At 61.0% G+C, this 16,902-nt stretch carries 18 protein-coding genes; 6 read left to right on the forward strand and 12 right to left on the reverse strand.

The genetic code is table 11. The features are described 5' to 3' along the window. Window positions 1–46 precede the first annotated feature (46 nt). Window positions 47–469: a plastocyanin/azurin family copper-binding protein gene (locus LIX15_RS00295; protein ID WP_227775523.1), complete on the reverse strand. Its 423-nt coding sequence runs from the start codon at window positions 467–469 to the stop codon at window positions 47–49. Window positions 470–570: 101 nt separating this feature from the next. Further along, a complete protein-coding gene (locus tag LIX15_RS00300) occupies window positions 571–771 on the reverse strand; it encodes a hypothetical protein (RefSeq protein ID WP_227775524.1) in 201 nt (66 codons plus the stop codon). 146 nt (window positions 772–917) lie between these two features. Here LIX15_RS00300 and LIX15_RS00305 point away from each other — a divergent pair, with 146 nt between their 5' ends. After that, on the forward strand, window positions 918–1,124 hold the full coding sequence (locus tag LIX15_RS00305) for a hypothetical protein (RefSeq protein WP_227775525.1): 207 nt from the start codon (window positions 918–920) through the stop codon (window positions 1,122–1,124). A gap of 3 nt (window positions 1,125–1,127) precedes the next feature. On the opposite strand, the gene LIX15_RS00310 is transcribed toward LIX15_RS00305, so the two are convergent. Together LIX15_RS00310 and LIX15_RS00315 are read right to left on the reverse strand one after the other, a co-directional pair. Further along, window positions 1,128–2,384: a Glu/Leu/Phe/Val family dehydrogenase gene (locus LIX15_RS00310; protein ID WP_227775526.1), complete on the reverse strand. Its 1,257-nt coding sequence runs from the start codon at window positions 2,382–2,384 to the stop codon at window positions 1,128–1,130. Between the two features lie 82 nt (window positions 2,385–2,466). After that, window positions 2,467–3,312 (reverse strand): HpcH/HpaI aldolase/citrate lyase family protein, encoded by an 846-nt coding sequence (locus tag LIX15_RS00315; protein WP_227775527.1) that lies wholly within the window; start codon window positions 3,310–3,312, stop codon window positions 2,467–2,469. A 72-nt stretch (window positions 3,313–3,384) separates the two neighbouring features. On the opposite strand from LIX15_RS00315, the gene LIX15_RS00320 reads away from it, so the two are divergent. Next, the gene (locus LIX15_RS00320; protein ID WP_227775528.1) at window positions 3,385–3,588 is read left to right on the forward strand and encodes a glycine zipper domain-containing protein; all 204 of its coding nucleotides are present in this window, start codon (window positions 3,385–3,387) and stop codon (window positions 3,586–3,588) included. A 33-nt stretch (window positions 3,589–3,621) separates the two neighbouring features. Here LIX15_RS00320 and gdhB read toward each other — a convergent pair whose 3' ends face one another. Further along, on the reverse strand, window positions 3,622–4,896 hold the full coding sequence (gene gdhB, locus LIX15_RS00325; RefSeq protein WP_227775529.1) for a glutamate dehydrogenase GdhB: 1,275 nt from the start codon (window positions 4,894–4,896) through the stop codon (window positions 3,622–3,624). A 208-nt stretch (window positions 4,897–5,104) separates the two neighbouring features. Next, window positions 5,105–6,565, reverse strand: a complete 1,461-nt coding sequence (locus tag LIX15_RS00330) for an outer membrane protein assembly factor BamB family protein (protein ID WP_227775530.1) — start codon at window positions 6,563–6,565, stop codon at window positions 5,105–5,107. A gap of 166 nt (window positions 6,566–6,731) precedes the next feature. Between LIX15_RS00330 and LIX15_RS00335 the strand changes: the two genes are divergently transcribed. After that, complete coding sequence (locus tag LIX15_RS00335; RefSeq protein ID WP_227775531.1) at window positions 6,732–7,196, forward strand: MaoC family dehydratase; 465 nt, start codon at window positions 6,732–6,734, stop codon at window positions 7,194–7,196. Window positions 7,197–7,226: 30 nt separating this feature from the next. Here the strand turns inward: LIX15_RS00335 and LIX15_RS00340 are convergent, their stop codons facing one another. The 3 genes from LIX15_RS00340 to LIX15_RS00350 all read right to left on the reverse strand — a co-directional run bounded on the left by LIX15_RS00340 (window position 7,227) and on the right by LIX15_RS00350 (window position 10,067). Then, window positions 7,227–7,568: a DUF5658 family protein gene (locus LIX15_RS00340; protein WP_227775532.1), complete on the reverse strand. Its 342-nt coding sequence runs from the start codon at window positions 7,566–7,568 to the stop codon at window positions 7,227–7,229. Between the two features lie 201 nt (window positions 7,569–7,769). Then, window positions 7,770–9,473: an acyl-CoA carboxylase subunit beta gene (locus LIX15_RS00345; protein ID WP_227775533.1), complete on the reverse strand. Its 1,704-nt coding sequence runs from the start codon at window positions 9,471–9,473 to the stop codon at window positions 7,770–7,772. Window positions 9,474–9,596: 123 nt separating this feature from the next. Then, window positions 9,597–10,067 carry a DUF7344 domain-containing protein gene (locus LIX15_RS00350; protein ID WP_227775534.1) on the reverse strand — a complete coding sequence of 157 codons (471 nt, stop codon included), beginning with the start codon at window positions 10,065–10,067 and terminating at the stop codon, window positions 9,597–9,599. A gap of 314 nt (window positions 10,068–10,381) precedes the next feature. Here LIX15_RS00350 and LIX15_RS00355 point away from each other — a divergent pair, with 314 nt between their 5' ends. After that, window positions 10,382–12,829 (forward strand): hypothetical protein, encoded by a 2,448-nt coding sequence (locus LIX15_RS00355; RefSeq protein WP_227775535.1) that lies wholly within the window; start codon window positions 10,382–10,384, stop codon window positions 12,827–12,829. 55 nt (window positions 12,830–12,884) lie between these two features. Here LIX15_RS00355 and LIX15_RS00360 read toward each other — a convergent pair whose 3' ends face one another. The 3 genes from LIX15_RS00360 to LIX15_RS00370 all read right to left on the reverse strand — a co-directional run bounded on the left by LIX15_RS00360 (window position 12,885) and on the right by LIX15_RS00370 (window position 15,217). After that, window positions 12,885–13,721, reverse strand: coding sequence for a class 1 fructose-bisphosphatase (locus LIX15_RS00360; protein WP_227775536.1), 837 nt, complete (start codon window positions 13,719–13,721; stop codon window positions 12,885–12,887). Beyond that, window positions 13,721–14,512: a class I fructose-bisphosphate aldolase gene (locus tag LIX15_RS00365; RefSeq protein ID WP_227775537.1), complete on the reverse strand. Its 792-nt coding sequence runs from the start codon at window positions 14,510–14,512 to the stop codon at window positions 13,721–13,723. Before LIX15_RS00365 ends, LIX15_RS00360 begins: the two co-directional genes overlap by 1 nt. Before the next feature lie 120 nt (window positions 14,513–14,632). Continuing rightward, on the reverse strand, window positions 14,633–15,217 hold the full coding sequence (locus tag LIX15_RS00370; protein ID WP_227775538.1) for a DUF7409 domain-containing protein: 585 nt from the start codon (window positions 15,215–15,217) through the stop codon (window positions 14,633–14,635). A gap of 159 nt (window positions 15,218–15,376) precedes the next feature. Between LIX15_RS00370 and LIX15_RS00375 the strand changes: the two genes are divergently transcribed. Beyond that, window positions 15,377–16,234 carry a 3-hydroxyacyl-CoA dehydrogenase family protein gene (locus tag LIX15_RS00375; protein ID WP_227775539.1) on the forward strand — a complete coding sequence of 286 codons (858 nt, stop codon included), beginning with the start codon at window positions 15,377–15,379 and terminating at the stop codon, window positions 16,232–16,234. A 92-nt stretch (window positions 16,235–16,326) separates the two neighbouring features. Then, window positions 16,327–16,896, forward strand: coding sequence for a hypothetical protein (locus LIX15_RS00380; RefSeq protein WP_227775540.1), 570 nt, complete (start codon window positions 16,327–16,329; stop codon window positions 16,894–16,896). Window positions 16,897–16,902 lie beyond the last annotated feature (6 nt).

The following is a 16,902-nucleotide window of genomic DNA, read 5'->3' on the forward strand; positions in this document are numbered from 1 at the left end:
CGCAGTTGAAACCGAAAACACAGCTTCTCGTGGAATGGCTACAAGACTACTCAGTGACGACAATGGTACCTGACATTCCCCCGGACTCGTGTGGAATACAGAAGTAGGCGTACTCTCCGGGTACTTCGAACGTGTGTTCGTAGGTCGTGTTCGGGTTGATAGTTCCGTTTCCATTTCTCCACGCGTCGCGGGCCGCCTGTTCGGACTCGAAACCGCCGGAGGCGAAATATTCCGCCCCTTCCGGGATTCCCGCTTCGTACGCCGTCACGCTGTGGTTGCGCATGTCGGTGTTCACCCAGACGACGGTTTCCCCGACTTCCACTTCGAACTCCTTCGGATTGAAGGAGACAGACCCCATTCCGATATCGCCGTCCGGGGCGTCTGACCCCGTGTTCAGGATACCCGTACAGCCAGCCAGCGCGGCGGATGCGGACCCGGCGACCCCGGCCAGAAACGCTCGACGGTTCATACGTCGAACTCGGGTCGCTCTCCGTATATGTCTCTCGAAAGTTCTACGATAGTGGGAATTGGTCTGTCGTGAGATGGTTGGTTTTTGATTGTGTGGCGAAACTAGAGTATCGGTTCGAAGGAGACTGCTGGAGTGGTTTGGTCGAACTCCTCCCCGCAACGAGGCGGGGCTTCGCCGCGATGGCTCAGCCCCGCCTCCCGACGCGTCCAGTCAGCAGGACGGTCTGGCGATTCACGGTGAATGATTGACTTACCGAAAGGGTGCGCCAGCGCGTTCGCGTGAGGGGTGAGCGAAGCGAACACCGAGCACACCTCCGCGCTGTCGAGGAGGAGTGGGGAGACTGCGGTGGCGGGCCTTGGTGTTCTCGTGAACGGAGTTCTCGTGAGCGCAGCGAGCGAGAGTACGGAAGAGCTCTGCTCTTCCGGTGTGAGTGAGGGCTCGTCAGAGCTTGTCTCCGACGGTGGATGAAGGGCGAGCGGCCAGCGGGAGCGAGGACCGGGGGAAATCTTCGATTTCCTCGGCCTCGAAAGACGGGACGTCTTCCGGTGGCTTCGTTTGTTGTCGGGACTTCCCAGCGACTCACGAGATAATACTCGAACTACAAGCACTATTCGAAGCAATCGTCGAAGAAATCCGGATTCTCCCCGCCAACTAACTTCTAGGGCCAGTTTCCGCCTTCTTCGTAGGCGTCGATGACGCGCTGGAGGGAGACGACGTAAGCCGCGGTGCGGAAGTTCGGTAGGTCGTGTTCCTCGTAGGCGTTCGTCAGGTCGTCGAACGAGGAGACGATGATGCTTTCGAGTTCGTCGTTGACGCGCTCTTCGTCCCAGTAGAAGCGCTGTCGGTTCTGCACCCACTCGAAGTACGACACCGTCACGCCGCCCGCGTTGGCGAGGATATCGGGGAAGACGTGAACGCCGCGCTCCGTGAGCACGTCGTCGGCGTCCGGCGTGAGCGGACCGTTCGCGGCTTCGACGACGACGTCGGCCTGCACGTCCTGGGCGAGGTCGCCGTCGATCGCGTTCTCCAGCGCGGCGGGAACGAGCAGGTCAACGTCCAGCGTGAGCAGGTCTTCGTTGCTCATCTCTTTGCCGGCACCGGCGTAGTCCGAAACGCTTCCGGTCTCGTTTTTGTGGTCTTTTACATCGACGGCGTGGAGGCCGTCCTCGTTGTAAATCGCGCCGCTGGAGTCCGAAACGGCGACGATTTTCACGCCGAGGTTTTCGAGCAGTTTCGCGGCAATCCAACCGGCGTTTCCGTAGCCCTGTACGGCCACTGTCGCCCCCTCCATCTCCTTGCCGAGGTAGTCGAAGGCTTCCCGAGCGGTGAGCATGGTCGAGCGACCGGTCGCCTCGACGCGACCCTCGCTGCCGCCGGAATCGAGCGCCTTACCGGTTATGACGCCCGGTGCCGTCGTGTTTTCGAGCGTCTCGTAAGTGTCTTTTATCCAGTTCATCTCGCGCTGGCCGGTGTTCACGTCCGGCGCGGGGATGTCTCGGTCTTCGCCGATGATGGGTCGCAGTTCCTTCGCAAAGGAGCGCGTGACTCGTTCCAGTTCCGCCTCGCTGTAGTCGGCGGGGTCGATGATGATGCCACCCTTGCCGCCGCCGTAGGGGATGTCTACGACGGCGGTTTTGTAAACCATCCAGCCGGAGAGGGCTTTCACTTCGTCGCGGCTGACGTTGGGATGATATCGAATACCGCCTTTGTACGGGCCACGGTCGCCGTTAAACTGCGAGCGGAACGCTTTGAACACCTCGATAGAACCATCGTCCATCTCGACGGAGAGGTTCGTTTCGAGCACGCGCTCGGGGTGTTTGAGCCGTTCGAGAACGTCAGGAGAGACGTCGATGTACTCGGCTGCGTCATCGATTTGCTCCTGAAGACTCTCGAACGGATTCGCTTGTTCGGACATCGTTTGTCAATCCCACCCACCCCTTGTTAAGCGTGGCGAATTTGAGATGGGCGCTTATCCGTGAAATTATCCACGGAGAGCGCTACTCGTCCGCCTGCGCGTACGCCAGAATACGTTCCGCCTGCGCGATGAGCGGCGCGTCTATCATCTCCCCATCGACGCGAAAAACCCCGCGCCCGTCGGCGTCGGCCTCCGATTTGGCCGACAGCACCGTTTTCGCCCACTTGACTCGCTCCGGGTCGGGCGTGAACGCGTCGTTGATGGGCGACACCTGCGCCGGGTGAATCGCCATCTTGCCGTCGTAGCCGAGTTGAATGGCGAACTCGGTTTCTTCCCCCAATCCGTCGGTGTCGCCGAAATCGGTGTAAACCGTGTCGATGGCGTCCACGCCCGTCGCGCTCGCGGCCAACACGACGTGCTCGCGGGCGTAGAGTACCTCCGTCCCCTCGTCGGTTCGGGTCGCACCAATGTCCGCCGAGAGGTCTTCGGCACCGAACACGAGCGCGTCGGTCGCGGGTTCCGCGCCGATCTCAGTCGCGTTGAGGACGCCGCGAGCCGTTTCGACGAGCGCGAGAATCGGAACTTCGCAGTCGTGTTCGGAGAGGAGACGGGCGAGCGTTTCCACGTCGTCGGCCGATCCCGTTTTCGGGAGCATGACCGAATCGAGCGCGTCGGTCCCCGCCGCGATTCCTCGCAGGTCATCGTCTGCGGTGACTCCCGTCGGATTGACGCGGACACAGACTTCACAATCGGGTGCGAAACTCGGGTCGGTAAGCACGTCGCGAACCGCTTCGCGCGCTTCGCCCTTCCGCTCGGGTGCGACCGCATCCTCCAAATCGAATACGATTACGTCCGACCCCGCGTCGGGTGCTTTGCGCATCATCTCTGGGCGGTCTCCCGGCGTGAACATGACGCTTCGTCGTGGCATGTGCGAGGCGACGAGGGGATGAGATTTCAACCCACCGGGAACGGTTATGTTACTTCTCATCTCTGGTGTAGTATGGTTCGAACTACCGATGAGAGTGAGAACGGTGACAACGACGACTCGGACAGCGAAAACGGAAAGCAGATGGGCGTGGGTATGGGCCTCGGTCTCGCCCTCGGCGTTGCAATCGGAGCGGCAATGGATAACCTTGCAACCGGAATCGCACTCGGCGTCGTGTTCGGGGTCGCATTCGGTGCAGGTCTGTCGGGACGCGACTGACCGTGATTTTGACGGCGATGTGATTCGGTGACTCTATGGCCAGAGTCCGCGGGCCTGATGCGCTTCCGCGATGCGCGACAGACCGACGATGTAGGCGGCGTCGCGCCACGTCACGTCGCGCTTTTCGACTTCGGTGCGCACGCCGTTCCACGCGTCCAGCATCTCCGATTCGAGCTCCTCGTTCACTCGTTCGAGTGACCACTGTCGTCGGTTGATGTCCTGCAACCATTCGAAGTACGACACCGTCACGCCGCCCGCGTTGGCGAGGATGTCCGGAATGACGTGAATGCCGCGTGTCTCCATGATTTCGTCCGCGGTTGTCGTCGTCGGGCCGTTCGCCCCTTCGACGACGATGTCGGCTTTGACTTCGGGGGCGTTCGATTCGGTGAGGACGTTGCCGATTGCTGCCGGGATGAGAACGTCCACGTCCAGTTCGAGGAGCTCGTCGTTCGAAACGCGCTGTGGCGCGTCGAAGGTCGTCACCGCTTCCGGTTCTTCCTCGTGGGTCGGAATCTCGTCGATGTTCAGCCCGTCGGGGTCGTAAATCGCGCCGTTCACGTCGGAAACGGCGACGACGTTCGCGCCCCATTCGTGGAGGGAAAGGGCCGCGTTCGCGCCGACGCTACCGAATCCTTGGATGGCGACTGTCGTGTCGGAGAGCGGGTAGTCGTAGTATTCACACGCCTCGCGGGTGATGATGGCGACGGAGCGTCCGGGAGACTCTTCGCGTCCGTAGGAACCGCCGATGACCGGCGGCTTGCCCGTAACGACGCCGGGTTGGGTTTCCCCTTCCTGCATCGAGTAGGCGTCCATGAACCACGCCATCGTCTGCGCGTCGGTTCCCATGTCCGGGGCGGGAATGTCGCGCATCGGACCGATGAAGTCGCGCAGTTCCTCGGCGAATCGTCGGGTAAGTCGCTCTTTTTCTTCGCTGCTCAGTTCCTTTGGATTCACGACAACGCCGCCTTTCGCGCCGCCGAACGGGAGGTTCATCACGGCGCATTTCCACGTCATCCACATCGACAGGCCGGTACACTCCTCCTCGGTCACGCCGGGGTGATAGCGCATACCGCCCTTGAACGGGCCGCGCACGCTGTCGTGCTGGGCGCGGTAGCCGGTGAAGATGTCCGTTTCGCCGTCGTCGCGCTTCAACGGAACCGACACGCGGTGGACTTGGTCGGGGTGTTTCAAACGGTCGATGATTCCACGGTCAACGTCCAAGTGCGCCGCGGCGCGTTCGAGTTGTCGCCGCGCTGTCTCTGCCGCCGTCTCCGGTTCCTCTTCTTTCTGTTTCCCAGTTGATGACATGATGTAGCGCCTCCGCGGGTTCTGACCGGCAATTCTTACCCGACCGGGCAAAGACCTTGCCATCCGAAACGGGAGCGACATGCGATACCACGCCATAGAACGCGGAAAAACAGAACAGCACGAACTCCGTACGGAACGTGTACGACGATCCTCGTATCGAGTCGGAACGAAAACGAGGACGGTGTAGGGGGTCGAGAGTTCGGTGAGATTACTGCGGCAGGGCGTACACCGTTCCCGCCACGTCGCCGACGTAGACGCCGTTCCGTCCGACCGCTGGCGGGGCGACGAGCGCCTCCTGTGCTTTGAACTGCCAGCGAACGTGACCGTCGGCGCGGTCGAGCGCGAACACCATGCCGTCGTCGTTGCTGACGTACACCAGTTCGTTGGTAAGGGCGGGCGACCCCCACACACGCGCGCCGGTCTGCACGCGCCACCGAACGGTTCCTTCGCGGGCGTCCAACGCGTAGACATGTCCGTCGGCACATCCGATGTAGATGATACCGCTCACGGCAACCGGGGACGACCAGATTCCCGCATTCGTCCGGAATCGCCACTTGGTTTCGCCGGTTTCGGCGTCGATGGCGTACACGCGGTCACCATCGACGGTTCCGACGTATGCCGTGTCGTTGACGACTTCCGGCGCGCCAGCGACTGCGAGCGACGGGGCGAAGCGGAACTGCTCGCTTCCGTCGGTCACGTCGTGGGCGAAGAGTCCGCCGTCGAGGCCGGTCGCGTACAAGGTGTCGCCCGCGATTCGGAGCGACGTGAACGCTCGCGCGGGACTCCGGAACGAAAGCCGCTCCTCGCCGGTTTCGGAATCGAGCGCGAACACCTGCCCATCTCGAGCGGCGACGTAGAGGTCGTCGCCGAGGAGTTGCGGGGCGACTTCGAGTCCGGCGTCCGTTTCGAATCGCCATTCGCGCGCGCCGCTCGCCGAATCGAGCGCGAACAGATTTCCACTGCGGTCGCCGATGTAAGCGAAGCCGTTTCCGACGCCGGGGGTTCCGACCGCGTTGGACGCCTGAAACAGCCAGTTGCTCACGCCGTCGCGGTGGTCGATGTCGCAGACGAATCCGTTTTCGGTGCCGACGTAGACCGACCCGTCGCGGACGACGGGCGTGGTTTCGACCGGCCCGCCGACCTGTGCGTACCAACGGGCGCGGACAGCGTCCGCGCCCGCGTCCAATGCAGTCCTCGACGAATTCCTCATCGGCGAATCGGTATCGGACGAGTCGTCCGCGAGTTCGGCTCTGGTTTTCGGCTCCGCTCCGCTCTCGGGCCTCGCCGGTGCCGCCCCCGTCTCGAACGAACTGTCGTGGTCGTCCACGCCGCCGTCGAGTGCCATTCGTCTCGATTTCGAATCTGATTCCGACTCGAAACCGCCGTCGGAGACGAATCGCTTTACGTTCTCGCGGTCGGTGGCGCGTTCGTCGTTCGCCGGTTCGAGTTCCTCGTCCGATTCGGCAACGTCACCGCTCGTTTCGGAACGCTCGAACGTCCATTCGACGCTCCGCGAAACCGTGGTGTCCCCGCGCGTGACCACTTGGTCGAACTGGAACTCGCCGGTCGCACTCACGTCGATACCGTCCGATTCGTCCTCGTCGTGAGGGTAACCTGTCGCATCGAGTTCGCGTCGATTCGTCGGATGTCGCGTGTTTTCGTCCTTCATGTTTTTCTCCCGACCTGAATATGGTCTGACTGTCTCACTATTCGGATACTATCTACTTTGTTATGGACCGATTACACCCTCTTCGCGCCGATGCAACAGTTGAAACGGTCGGAACAATCGGTCCGAGACCGATAGGATTTTTCCGACACACGATGCAGATTCTCCCATGACTGGGCTTTACTACGAGGAGTTCGAGGTCGGTGAAACTATCACCCACGAGAAACGGCGCACCGTGAGCGAGAGCGACAACCAGCGGTTCTGCGATATGACGATGAACCAGCAGCCGCTCCATTTGGACGCCGAGTTTGCTGGCGAGACGCAGTTCGGCAACCGACTGGTCAACGGACTCTACACGATGAGCCTCGCGGTCGGCGTCTCGATTCCGGACACCACGGAGGGAACCATCGTCGCCAACCTCTCCTACGACAACGTCTCGCACCCGAATCCTGTTTTCCACGGCGACACGATTCGCGCCCAATCGACCGTAACGGACAAGCGCGAGACGAGCGACGGCGAGCGCGGCGTCGTCACCATGCACGTCGAAGTGTTCAAAACTGACGGCGAGGACGAGACGCTAGTCTGCGAGTTCGACCGAACCGCGCTGTCGCTAAAGATGGAGAACGCCGAGTAGACTGCGACCTGAAGAGGTGAGAAGGAGGAGCTACACCAACAACGAGAGGTTGACGAACACCGCAATCGTCCACGGAAGCGCGAGTCCCGCAGGGATGAGCGCGACGTACTCTCGCGGGAGGAGGGGGCGACATGCGAACCCGACCGCCAGCGAGAACGCTTTCAGTCCGAGAAGCGCCGCGAATCCGAACTCTGCGAGCGCGCCCCGTGCAATGGGGTTCGATTCGGTCAAACCGGTACGTAACCCGATGTAGGTCGTCAGCAGGTCGCCGACGAGAGCGAGCACGACGACGAACCAGAGGATGCGCTCCAACGTGCCGAAGTTGGGCCGTGCCACGCCGTAAATTCGGGCGGATAACCGCTGGTGGTTCATGGTGGTGTGGCGGAGTGTCCGCGTTATACCGACCAACTCCGGAGACGGGCTTTATTATACAGTTCCTTAACGAGTAGATTTGACGGTAATGATGTGCATAAAATATCGGCTAATCTACCATTCAACGTCACCGACGATATACAAATTGCCGTCCGCCGTCCCGGCGACGAGGAACCGCCCGCGACCGGTGAACGAGCCGACCTACAGAATCGTCCCGTGTTTCTTATCCGGCAGGCTCTTTTCTAACCCCGCGTAGAATTCGAAGCGATTTTCCAGTTCCTCGCGCAGGGTGCTCGGCGGGACGATGTCATCGATGACCATCTCGCTGGCCATGCGGTGCGCGTCGATGTCTTGTCGGTACTCCTCGCGGAGTTCTTGTTCGCGCTGCGCGCGCTCGTCCTCGTCCTCGATGGCGTTCAGTTTGTTCGCGTACACCGCGTTGATTGCGGCCTCGGGACCCATAATTCCGATTTCACCCGACGGGAGCGCGATGACGCTCTGTGGATCGTAGGCGGGGCCGGACATGGCGTAGATGCCCGCGCCGTAGGCCTTCCGGACGACGACGGACTGCTTCGGCACCGTCGCGGAAGAGGTGGCGTAAATCATCTTCTTTCCTTTCTCCAGAATCGAGTCCTTTTCGACCTGCGACCCGGCCATGAATCCCGGCGTGTCACAGAGGTAGAGCAGCGGCACTTCGAAGGCGTCACACTTCCAGATGAACTCCGCGGCTTTTTCGGCGGCGTCGGGGAAAATCGCGCCCGAGCGATGTGCCGGTTGGTTGGCAACGATGCCGACCGGTCGCCCGTCGATTCGGGCGAAGGCGGTGATGATTTCCTCGCCGTAGTTTGGCCGGAGTTCGAAGTACGAATCCGCGTCCACGACGCGCTCTATCAGATCGGTCATGTCGTAGGCCCGGTTCGGGCTCTGCGGGATGACCTCATCGATGCCGTTCGGGGACAGTTTCGGTGCCTTCGGTTCGCTCCGCGGCGGTTTCTCGTGCGCTTTGTTCGGCAAGTACGTGATGAGGTCGGCGACGAGTTCGCGAGCGTGTTCCTCGTCGCCCGCGACGAGGTCGGCACTCCCCGAGTGTTCGGCGTGCATCTGCGCCCCGCCGAGATCTTGCATGCTGATGTCCTCGCCCGTCACCATCTGCACCATCCGCGGGGAGGCGATGGCCATCGCGGACATCTCCTCGACCATGATTGTGAAGTCGGCGAAAACCGGGGTGTACGCCGCTCCTGCGATACACGGCCCATACAGGACACAAATCTGCGGCACGCGCCCGGAGAGCATCGAATGGTTGTAGTAGTACTTCCCGATACCCTCGCGGTTGGCGAAAAAGCCGGTCTGTTGGTCGATCCGCCCGCCGGAAGAGTCCATCAGGTAGAGAACGGGATTGCCGCTCTGGAGTGCGCGCTGTTGCATCCGGAGGAACTTCTCAACGCCCTTCGCAGCCATGCTCCCGGCTTTGACCGTAAAGTCGTTCGCCATGAAGTGGACGTCCCGGCCTTCGAACTCGGCCGCCCCCGTGAGCAGGCCGTCCGCCGGAAGTTTGTCCTCCGCGTCGAACTCGGCGAATCGGCCGTCTTCGAACTTCAAGCCGTCGTCGCCGAACCAGAGGTCGAGTCGGTCTCGAACGAACAGCTTTCCCTTCTCGGCGAGACGTTCTTTGTACTTTTCGGGGCCGCCAGCCTCGATTTCTTCGATTTCTTCCCAGAGCTTTTCCTCGCGCTCCGTCGGCCCCAAATCGTCTTCTGGCGGTTCTTCCGATTCGCTCCACGTGACGGTGGGTTTGTCTGCGTCCCCGACGTACACGTTCACCTCGCTCCCGACGTGCTGGGCGAGTGCGCTGGCGATAGCTGAAGCTTCCTCCTCGGTTGCCCCCGCGCCGATGCGGACTTTCATGTCTCCGTGTCCGTGGGGTGATTTCAAACCGTTTTCCCTTTCGCACGCGGCAAAAATTTCGACTGGCAAAAAAAGCGGTCGCAGAAAGCGAATCTGAAGGCGGGAGTTTGCGGAGGGAGGTGTTTAGAAGCGTCTTTGGGGTCGGTGCGGAACGGAGCGCGATAAACGACTACCGTTCTGGCAGTTCCATTGCGGCGACGTGTTCCGCGTACTCTTCGAGGACGGGTTGTCCCCAGTAGCGGACGGATTCGCTCCGCGCATCGTAGTCGATGATGTTCGCGTCATCGAGTTTCGGCAGGTGTGTGTGTGATGGAGTGATGCTTCGACGCGCCTTTGGTAATCGTCCGGAACGTCCCCGGTCGACGTTTCGGTTTCCCACGCGGCGACCTGCTCGACGAGGTCGGAAAGCGTTGCCACGCCCTCCGGCGTTGCCGAGAGATGGTGAATAGCGTATCGACGTCGCTTCTCCGACAGCAGTTTAAAGATGTCGTCGAACGACGGCCTGCTCACTGCCGGTTCAGCACGAAGTACGTGGGGTGGATCTGTAGACGGTCGTTTCCCCGAGTCGTCCCGGTATGGTGACTCATTGCTCATGCGACGCTCATCTCCAGTTGATGACCCTCCATAAAGAATGGTGAATCTAGGTACCTAGAAAGCTGGCAGTCGAACTGAAACCATCGACGCGTATGGTTTTGTTTCTAATAGCTGTATCACCGAATATATTTGGGTGATGAGTTCCATCGAATTGTGGCCAGCGAAACGACGATTACCTCATGAGTTCGGTTCGATTGCCGATAGTGCTCGAAGATAACCTCCACGTGCAGCGTCGGCAACGGGTCGATGGATTTCAAGAACGGAATTAACAGTGTCGAAGGTTGAAACCGGAATCGACCGTCAGTTACGTGATTATGAGGCGATTTATCCGAACGACGCTCGTGTTCGTTTTCATCCTGACGCTCGTGAATACTGGTTTCGTTTCGGTGGTGCAACCGACAGCACAGTCGCCGACGGAACCATCCGAATCGGTGGACGTCTCCGCGTCAGTAGACGCGCAGGCGGCGACGAACGCACCGGACGTGCTGTCGCCGAGCGCACGAGTGAGCGACCAAACCGACGGTTCCCTTTCGGGCGATGTCCTTCAGCGAGTATCCGTTCGACAACGCCAGCTTTCAGACCGCGAGCGGGCCGCCGTTCGCGGTGCGTTGCAGGGCGCGTCGCTGGCACAGCGGCAAGGCGTTTCGATCAGTCAGCAACAACGACAGGCGGTGGCACAAGGTGCCGCGCAAGCGGTTTCTCAGCGCCAGCAAGCGAGCGTTTCGCAAGTGCAGGCAGCGGCCCGCGGTGCGGCGCACGGAACGCTCCTCCAGAGTCAAACCGTGGATATTCGCCAAATTCAGGTTGCGACCACTGGAGCAACCGCCGGGGTGACGAAACAAGTGCAGCGCGCAAACGCGTCCCAAGTCCAAGCCGCGGCGTTTGGCGCTGGCCACGGCGCGGTCGCGCAGAGTCAGCGAGCGACCGTCGAACAGATACAAATCGCGGCGCGAGGGGCCGGAACGGGTGCCGTGAAAGGCGCGGTTCAGAACCAGCAGGCGAGCATTTCGCAGGTTCAAGAAGCCGCACAGGGTGCCGCCTTCGGCGCGCTTGCCCAGCGCCAGCGAGTCGAAATCAAGCAGGTGCAGTTCGCGGCGCAGGGCGCGGCGACGGGGGCACTACAGACGCAACGCGCGAACGTGAAACAGGTTCAAGTCGCCGCACTGGGCGCAGCAAACGGAGGGGTAACGCAGGTTCAGCGAGTCGATATTCGACAAGTGCAGGCCGCGACGCGTGGTGCCGCGGCGGGTGCGATTTCCCAGCACCAACGAGCCAACATCGTCCAGATTCAGATCGCCGCACAGGGCGCGGCGAAAGGTGGAATCACGCAAATTCAACGGGCAACCGTCAAACAGGTGCAGTCGGCCTGCCGAGGCGCGGCGGCGGGCGCGTTGAGCATCGTCCAGATTCAAACGATAAACATCGTGCAGATTCAGGTCGTCGCGCAGGGGGCGACGCAGGGAGCCATTCAGGGCGCCGTCCAGAAACAGGTCGTTGAGGTGCAACAGATACAGGCCGCCGCGAGGGGTGCGGCGCGCGGCGGTATCACGCAGGTGCAAACCGTTCGAATCCAACAGATTCAGGCCGCGTGCCTTGGCGCGGCGGCGGGCGCAGTGACGCAGAGCCAGCAAGCGAGCATCACGCAAGTACAGGCCGCCGCACAAGGCTCCGCGACGGGCGGCGTTTCGGCGAGCCAACGCCAGCAAGTCGATGTCCGGCAGGTGCAAGCCGCCACGCGGGGCGGTGCGAGCGGCGCGATTTCCCAGAGTCAGCGGGCGAGCATCACGCAGATTCAAGCCGCCGCGCTGGGTTCGGCGAGCGGTAGTATCACGCAGGTTCAGGGAGCTACCGTCGAACAGATGCAGGCCGCGTCCGCGGGTGCCGCGGCAGGGTCGGCGAATGCTGCCGCCCAGCAGAACGTGAACGACGCGAGCCAGATTCGGCAAGCCGCAAGCGCGGGGGCGGCACGAGCGGCTGACCAAATCGCCGAGGGGGAGAACGTGCAACCGCAAACGGTTCGGTCGCTCGCGCAGGACGAGGCGAGTCAGATTTCGGCTGTCACGACGACACTGCCACCAACAGCGACGACAACGACTACGCAGAACACCGAGACGACGCAACCGCCACAACCCACCCAGGCAACACCGAACGAAACGACGCCACGGACGACTCCGGCGGCTCCGCCGACTCCCGCAACGCAGGCACCCACCGCCACGCCGACTGCCGACGTGACTACCACGGCAAACGGTACGACTACTACGCCGAATGTCACGACGACGACCACAACTACGACTCCGACCGCCGAACCGCTCGCGGTTGACCTGAACTGCACCGAAATCACGGCGAACACGACACAGCCCCGAGACCTGCAATTGGTCGCGGTATTGGTCGATGTGTCGAATCCGGAATCGGGCGTGCAGGTCACGCAGAACGTCTCGGCGAACAATTTCGAGCAAGCGCCGGACGGCAATTACACGTGGACGAACACGACGACGGACCTCGATGTCGAAGGTTTCGTCTTCCTCAACGCGACGTTGTTCGACACGAACGGGCAGGAAGTCGCGTCTATCGAACAGGACGACGTGCAGGCGTGCATCGAACAGGAACGAGGCGCGCAAACGTCCGTTCCGGGGACGCCCGGAGCGACGACTACCGAGACGGCACAACAGGGGACACAAACCGTGACCACTCGACAGACCACGGTTGGTCAGGGGACGACAACGAATCCGACGACCGCACAGCAACCGACCACGACGGTGTAGTGTCGGCTCCACAGCCACGTCGAGGAACGAACCGACTTTCGAAAAAACGAGGCGGCTACAGCGCCGATTCGAGTCGATCGATGAGTCCCTCGTTGCCGAGGTGCACCGGAACCCGCTGGTGAAGTTCGTCGGGTTCGATGTCCAACAGCGACCGGTCGCCGTCGGACGACCGGCCGCCCGCGGATTCGACGATGTACGCGATTGGATTTCCTTCGAACTGCAACCGGAGTTTCCCCTCGGGGCGCGATTGCAGCCCGGGATAGGCGAACACGCCGCCGTAGGTCAACACCTGATTCACGTCGCCTATCATCGAACCACCGTATCGAAGTTTGAGTTCAGTTTCGATTTCGCGAGCGAAGTCGGTGAACTCCTCGAACCAGTCCGGAACGCGCCCGCCGAAGCCGTACACCACGGGGTCGTCGGGGAGCGTCAGGTCTTCTTTGACCGTTCTGCGGTCGCCGTCTTCGATGACGTACTCCGTCACGGTTCCCTCGCGAGCGACCATCATCGTCGTAATCGGACCGAATAGGACGTAGGCTGCCATGACGAGGTTTCGGCCGGACGCTGGCAGGGGGGCGTCGTACACGCCGACGATGGTGCCCATCGAGTTGTTCGATTTGATGTTCGACGAACCATCGAGCGGGTCGATTGCGACCGAGAGGCCGTCGCCGCAGTCGATGACGCCCTCGCGCTCCTCGCTGGCGAACTCGCCGACGCCGTCGATAGCCGTCAGTTCGGCTTCGAGGTACTCGTCGGCCCACACGTCCGCCGCCATCTGGGTTTCGCCGCTGGGGTTTTCCTCGTCGGCCTTTCTGCGACGGCCGGTGAGTCCGCTTCGAACGACGGGCGCGGAGGTCGAAACGACCTCGATGATTGTGTCGAGTGTCTCCATTATTCGAGCGTTTCGTCAGCGGTCGCGTCCTCGAAGATGACCTTTTCGAGCGCGTCGAGGATGGCCTCGGGGTCGTCGCGCTGCCAGACGTTGCGACCGACTGCGAGTCCCGCACCGCCCGCGTCCATCACGGCTTCGACGCTGGAGAGGAAGTCGTAGTCGCTGGTTTTCGAGCCACCGCTCATGACGACCGGCATGTCGGCGGCGGATTTAACGGCCCACTCCATGGATTCGCGGGAGCCGGGGTATTTGACCTTCGCCATGTCTGCGCCGATTTCGAGCGCGATTCGGGTCGCGTAGGCGATGGTACTTTCCTTAGTATCGTTTTTGAGCCCCTGTCCGCGGGGGTACGACCACATGACGACGGGCATATCGTATTCGCGGTGTGCCCGTTCTTGCACGTCGCGGAAGTCCTCGTACATCTTCGTCTCGTGGTTCGAACCGGAGTAGACGGTGTACCCGACCGCGTCCGCGCCGAGTTCGGCGGCGTAATCGACCGTCCAGTTTTTCGGCGAGTACGGTTCGCCCATCCAGAGGTTGCTCGTGCCGTTGAGTTTGGCGAGCAGGTTCACGTCGTCGTCGTAGGAGGGGTAGTACGTCTCCGCGACACCTTTCTGCACTGCGAGGCATGTCACTGCGTCGTGGGTCGCGGTTTCGAAGATTTTCTCGGGGTTGAGCGTGTCCGGAACGGAGCTGAAGTCGGCCGAAGGGCCGTGCTCCAGACCGTGGTCCATCGCCAGAATAAGTGCTTTGCCGTCTCGCGTGACTTGCGAGTCAGTCAGCGGAATCATCGTTCCGAACTGAGCCGACGAAATATATGAGTCTACTGGTAGCGTCCGAGCTGAAAACCCCCGTTTTCGTAGCCCTCGATATGTTTACAGTCCATTCTAGGAACTACAATTGTAGTAAACTTACAGCAAGTCGCGGGCGGCGTTCCGCCAGTTTGCGACTCGCTCACAGTCGAAGGATAGCGAGTCGGCCACTCGTTCGGGGTCGGCGATGGCCATACTACGAACCGACGTGATGCCCGCTTCCGCGAGTTCGTTCGCCAGTCGGTCATCTATTCCCGGCACGTCGGTCACCGGGTCGGGACTGCTCCGGTCGCGCCACGCCGCTTCCTCCGCCTCGGCGTCGCCGCTCCCGTCGGTCGTGGCGGTTTCGGGCGATTGCTGTTCCCAATCGCCGGAACTGGCGGCAATCCACGCTCGTTCGTCGTCCTTCAGGCCGCGAATTTTGTTCGATCTCCCCGTGAGGTCACTGCCGGATTCGAACGACCACGAGAGGGAATGTTCCTTGCGCAGACGACCAGCGACCCCCGGATTGATGCCCGCTTCGCGTAACATCTCGTAAGAAACGGTTCGGTTCTGAATATCCTTCGCGTCAAATTCGGCGCTCTCGATGACCTCTGCCGTCGCTGGCCCGACGAAATGTACGTTCGTCGGACGGACGGCCTCGGTCTCTCTCCCAGTAATATCGTTTTCGGTCACAACCCTCACCGATTCGTTTTGGCCTCCCACTCACTCACCTTGAATGTTTCGCCACTAGACTTGTCTGTTTTATTTCTACCTACGAATATCGATATTTCCGACATAGTTACGAATATTTTCCGTTCGCGTTCCGCTATCCTTACAACCGTTCCCGAAGCAGTCACGGCCATGCGCTCGCTTTCCGACATCGACAGCATCGGCGTCATCGGCGCAGGCACTATGGGTAGCGGCATCGCGCAAGTGGTCGCCACGAGCGGCTACGACGTGGTCATGCGCGACATCAAAGAGGAGTTCGTAGAGAACGGCTTCGACACCGTCGAAACCAGCCTCGACCGCTTCGTCACCAAGGACAAGATGAGCCAAGAAGAGGCGGACGAAGTCGTCTCCCGAATCACGGGAACGACGGACTTAGACGACCTCGCGGACTGCGATTTGGTCGTCGAGGCCGCCGTCGAGAACATGGACATCAAGCAGGACATTTTCGCCGAGTTGGACGAGGTGCTCCCCGAGGACGTGGTGCTCGCCACGAACACCAGCACGCTCTCGATTACGACCATCGCCAGCGTGACCGACCGCGAGGAACTCGTTGTCGGTCTGCACTTCATGAACCCGGTTCCAATCATGAAGGGCGTCGAACTCGTCGTCGGCGAGAAAACCGACGACGAGGTCGTCACACTCGCCCACGACCTCGCGGAAGACCTCGGCAAGGAGACGTGGGAATCCGACGACAAACCCGGATTCGTCACCAATCGCATCCTCATGCCGTGGATTAACGAGGGCATCCGGGCCTACGATGAAGGCGTCGCCAGCAAAGAGGACATCGATAAGGGAATGACCCTCGGTACGAACGTTCCGATGGGACCGCTCACGCTCGCCGATCACATCGGACTGGATATCTGTCTCGACGCCAGCGAGACGCTGTTCGAGGAGCTAGGCGACCGGTACAAACCCGCCTACCTGCTCAAGCGTAAGGTCGATGCTGGCGATTTAGGGAAGAAGACCGGAAACGGTTTCTACGAGTACTGAACTGGGCTTTCGTTTTTTCGTGGTTCGGTGTGCGTTTCGCGGTTGTGTGACCGAATCGGGGTTCTTATCAGTTCTCTATCCGATCCTAAATCATGGTTTCCGACCCGAAACGAGTCCTCCTCCTCGTCGCTGTTGTCGGCATTGTCATCGTCGGAAGTAGTCCGAACGGAGTCAACGCGCTCCCGCTGTTTTCGAATCACACCGGCCCGACAGAGGTAACGGTCACCGATTTCGAGCGATTGGATTCCGACTGTGCCGATGAGATGCGACGGTATGCGGGTTCTTCGATGGGTGGTGGCAAAATAACCAAAACGACGACGATACGGACGAACAGTGCCGACGCCGACATTTCGGTTTGGGCGGAGCGAACGTCTCCGAAAGGGGCAGACATGAGCACGTTCCGGGTGCACGTCGATTCCGAGTCCAAGGGGTCGTCGGACGACGTCTGCCAAACTGCCGTTCGATACACGGTCGTACTCGAATTTTCGGGTGGGTCGCCGGAAGGAACCCTGCCTGACGCACACGGACTTCGAATCCTGTGGCTGGAAAACGGAAAGTACGCTGGGTGTTCCAGTTCGGTCACGAGTCCGCTCAGGTCAGAATGTGGCCGCTTCACGCCGGGTTCTCAGCCGGAACGAACGTGGGAAAATGCGACGGCGTGATAGTTC

The organism is Haladaptatus pallidirubidus (genome assembly GCF_020700235.1).
Taxonomy (GTDB): Archaea; Halobacteriota; Halobacteria; order Halobacteriales; family Haladaptataceae; genus Haladaptatus; species Haladaptatus pallidirubidus.

Coding starts and splice junctions, on each gene's coding strand:
- LIX15_RS00295 (WP_227775523.1), bottom strand. CDS start 469: ATGAACCGTCGAGCGTTTCTGGCCGGGGTCGCCGGGTCCGCATCCGCC.
- LIX15_RS00310 (WP_227775526.1), bottom strand. CDS start 2,384: ATGTCCGAACAAGCGAATCCGTTCGAGAGTCTTCAGGAGCAAATCGAT.
- LIX15_RS00315 (WP_227775527.1), bottom strand. CDS start 3,312: ATGCCACGACGAAGCGTCATGTTCACGCCGGGAGACCGCCCAGAGATG.
- LIX15_RS00320 (WP_227775528.1), top strand. CDS start 3,385: ATGGTTCGAACTACCGATGAGAGTGAGAACGGTGACAACGACGACTCG.
- gdhB (WP_227775529.1), bottom strand. CDS start 4,896: ATGTCATCAACTGGGAAACAGAAAGAAGAGGAACCGGAGACGGCGGCA.
- LIX15_RS00330 (WP_227775530.1), bottom strand. CDS start 6,565: ATGAAGGACGAAAACACGCGACATCCGACGAATCGACGCGAACTCGAT.
- LIX15_RS00335 (WP_227775531.1), top strand. CDS start 6,732: ATGACTGGGCTTTACTACGAGGAGTTCGAGGTCGGTGAAACTATCACC.
- LIX15_RS00340 (WP_227775532.1), bottom strand. CDS start 7,568: ATGAACCACCAGCGGTTATCCGCCCGAATTTACGGCGTGGCACGGCCC.
- LIX15_RS00345 (WP_227775533.1), bottom strand. CDS start 9,473: ATGAAAGTCCGCATCGGCGCGGGGGCAACCGAGGAGGAAGCTTCAGCT.
- LIX15_RS00350 (WP_227775534.1), bottom strand. CDS start 10,067: ATGAGCAATGAGTCACCATACCGGGACGACTCGGGGAAACGACCGTCT.
- LIX15_RS00355 (WP_227775535.1), top strand. CDS start 10,382: ATGAGGCGATTTATCCGAACGACGCTCGTGTTCGTTTTCATCCTGACG.
- LIX15_RS00360 (WP_227775536.1), bottom strand. CDS start 13,721: ATGGAGACACTCGACACAATCATCGAGGTCGTTTCGACCTCCGCGCCC.
- LIX15_RS00365 (WP_227775537.1), bottom strand. CDS start 14,512: ATGATTCCGCTGACTGACTCGCAAGTCACGCGAGACGGCAAAGCACTT.
- LIX15_RS00375 (WP_227775539.1), top strand. CDS start 15,377: ATGCGCTCGCTTTCCGACATCGACAGCATCGGCGTCATCGGCGCAGGC.
- LIX15_RS00380 (WP_227775540.1), top strand. CDS start 16,327: ATGGTTTCCGACCCGAAACGAGTCCTCCTCCTCGTCGCTGTTGTCGGC.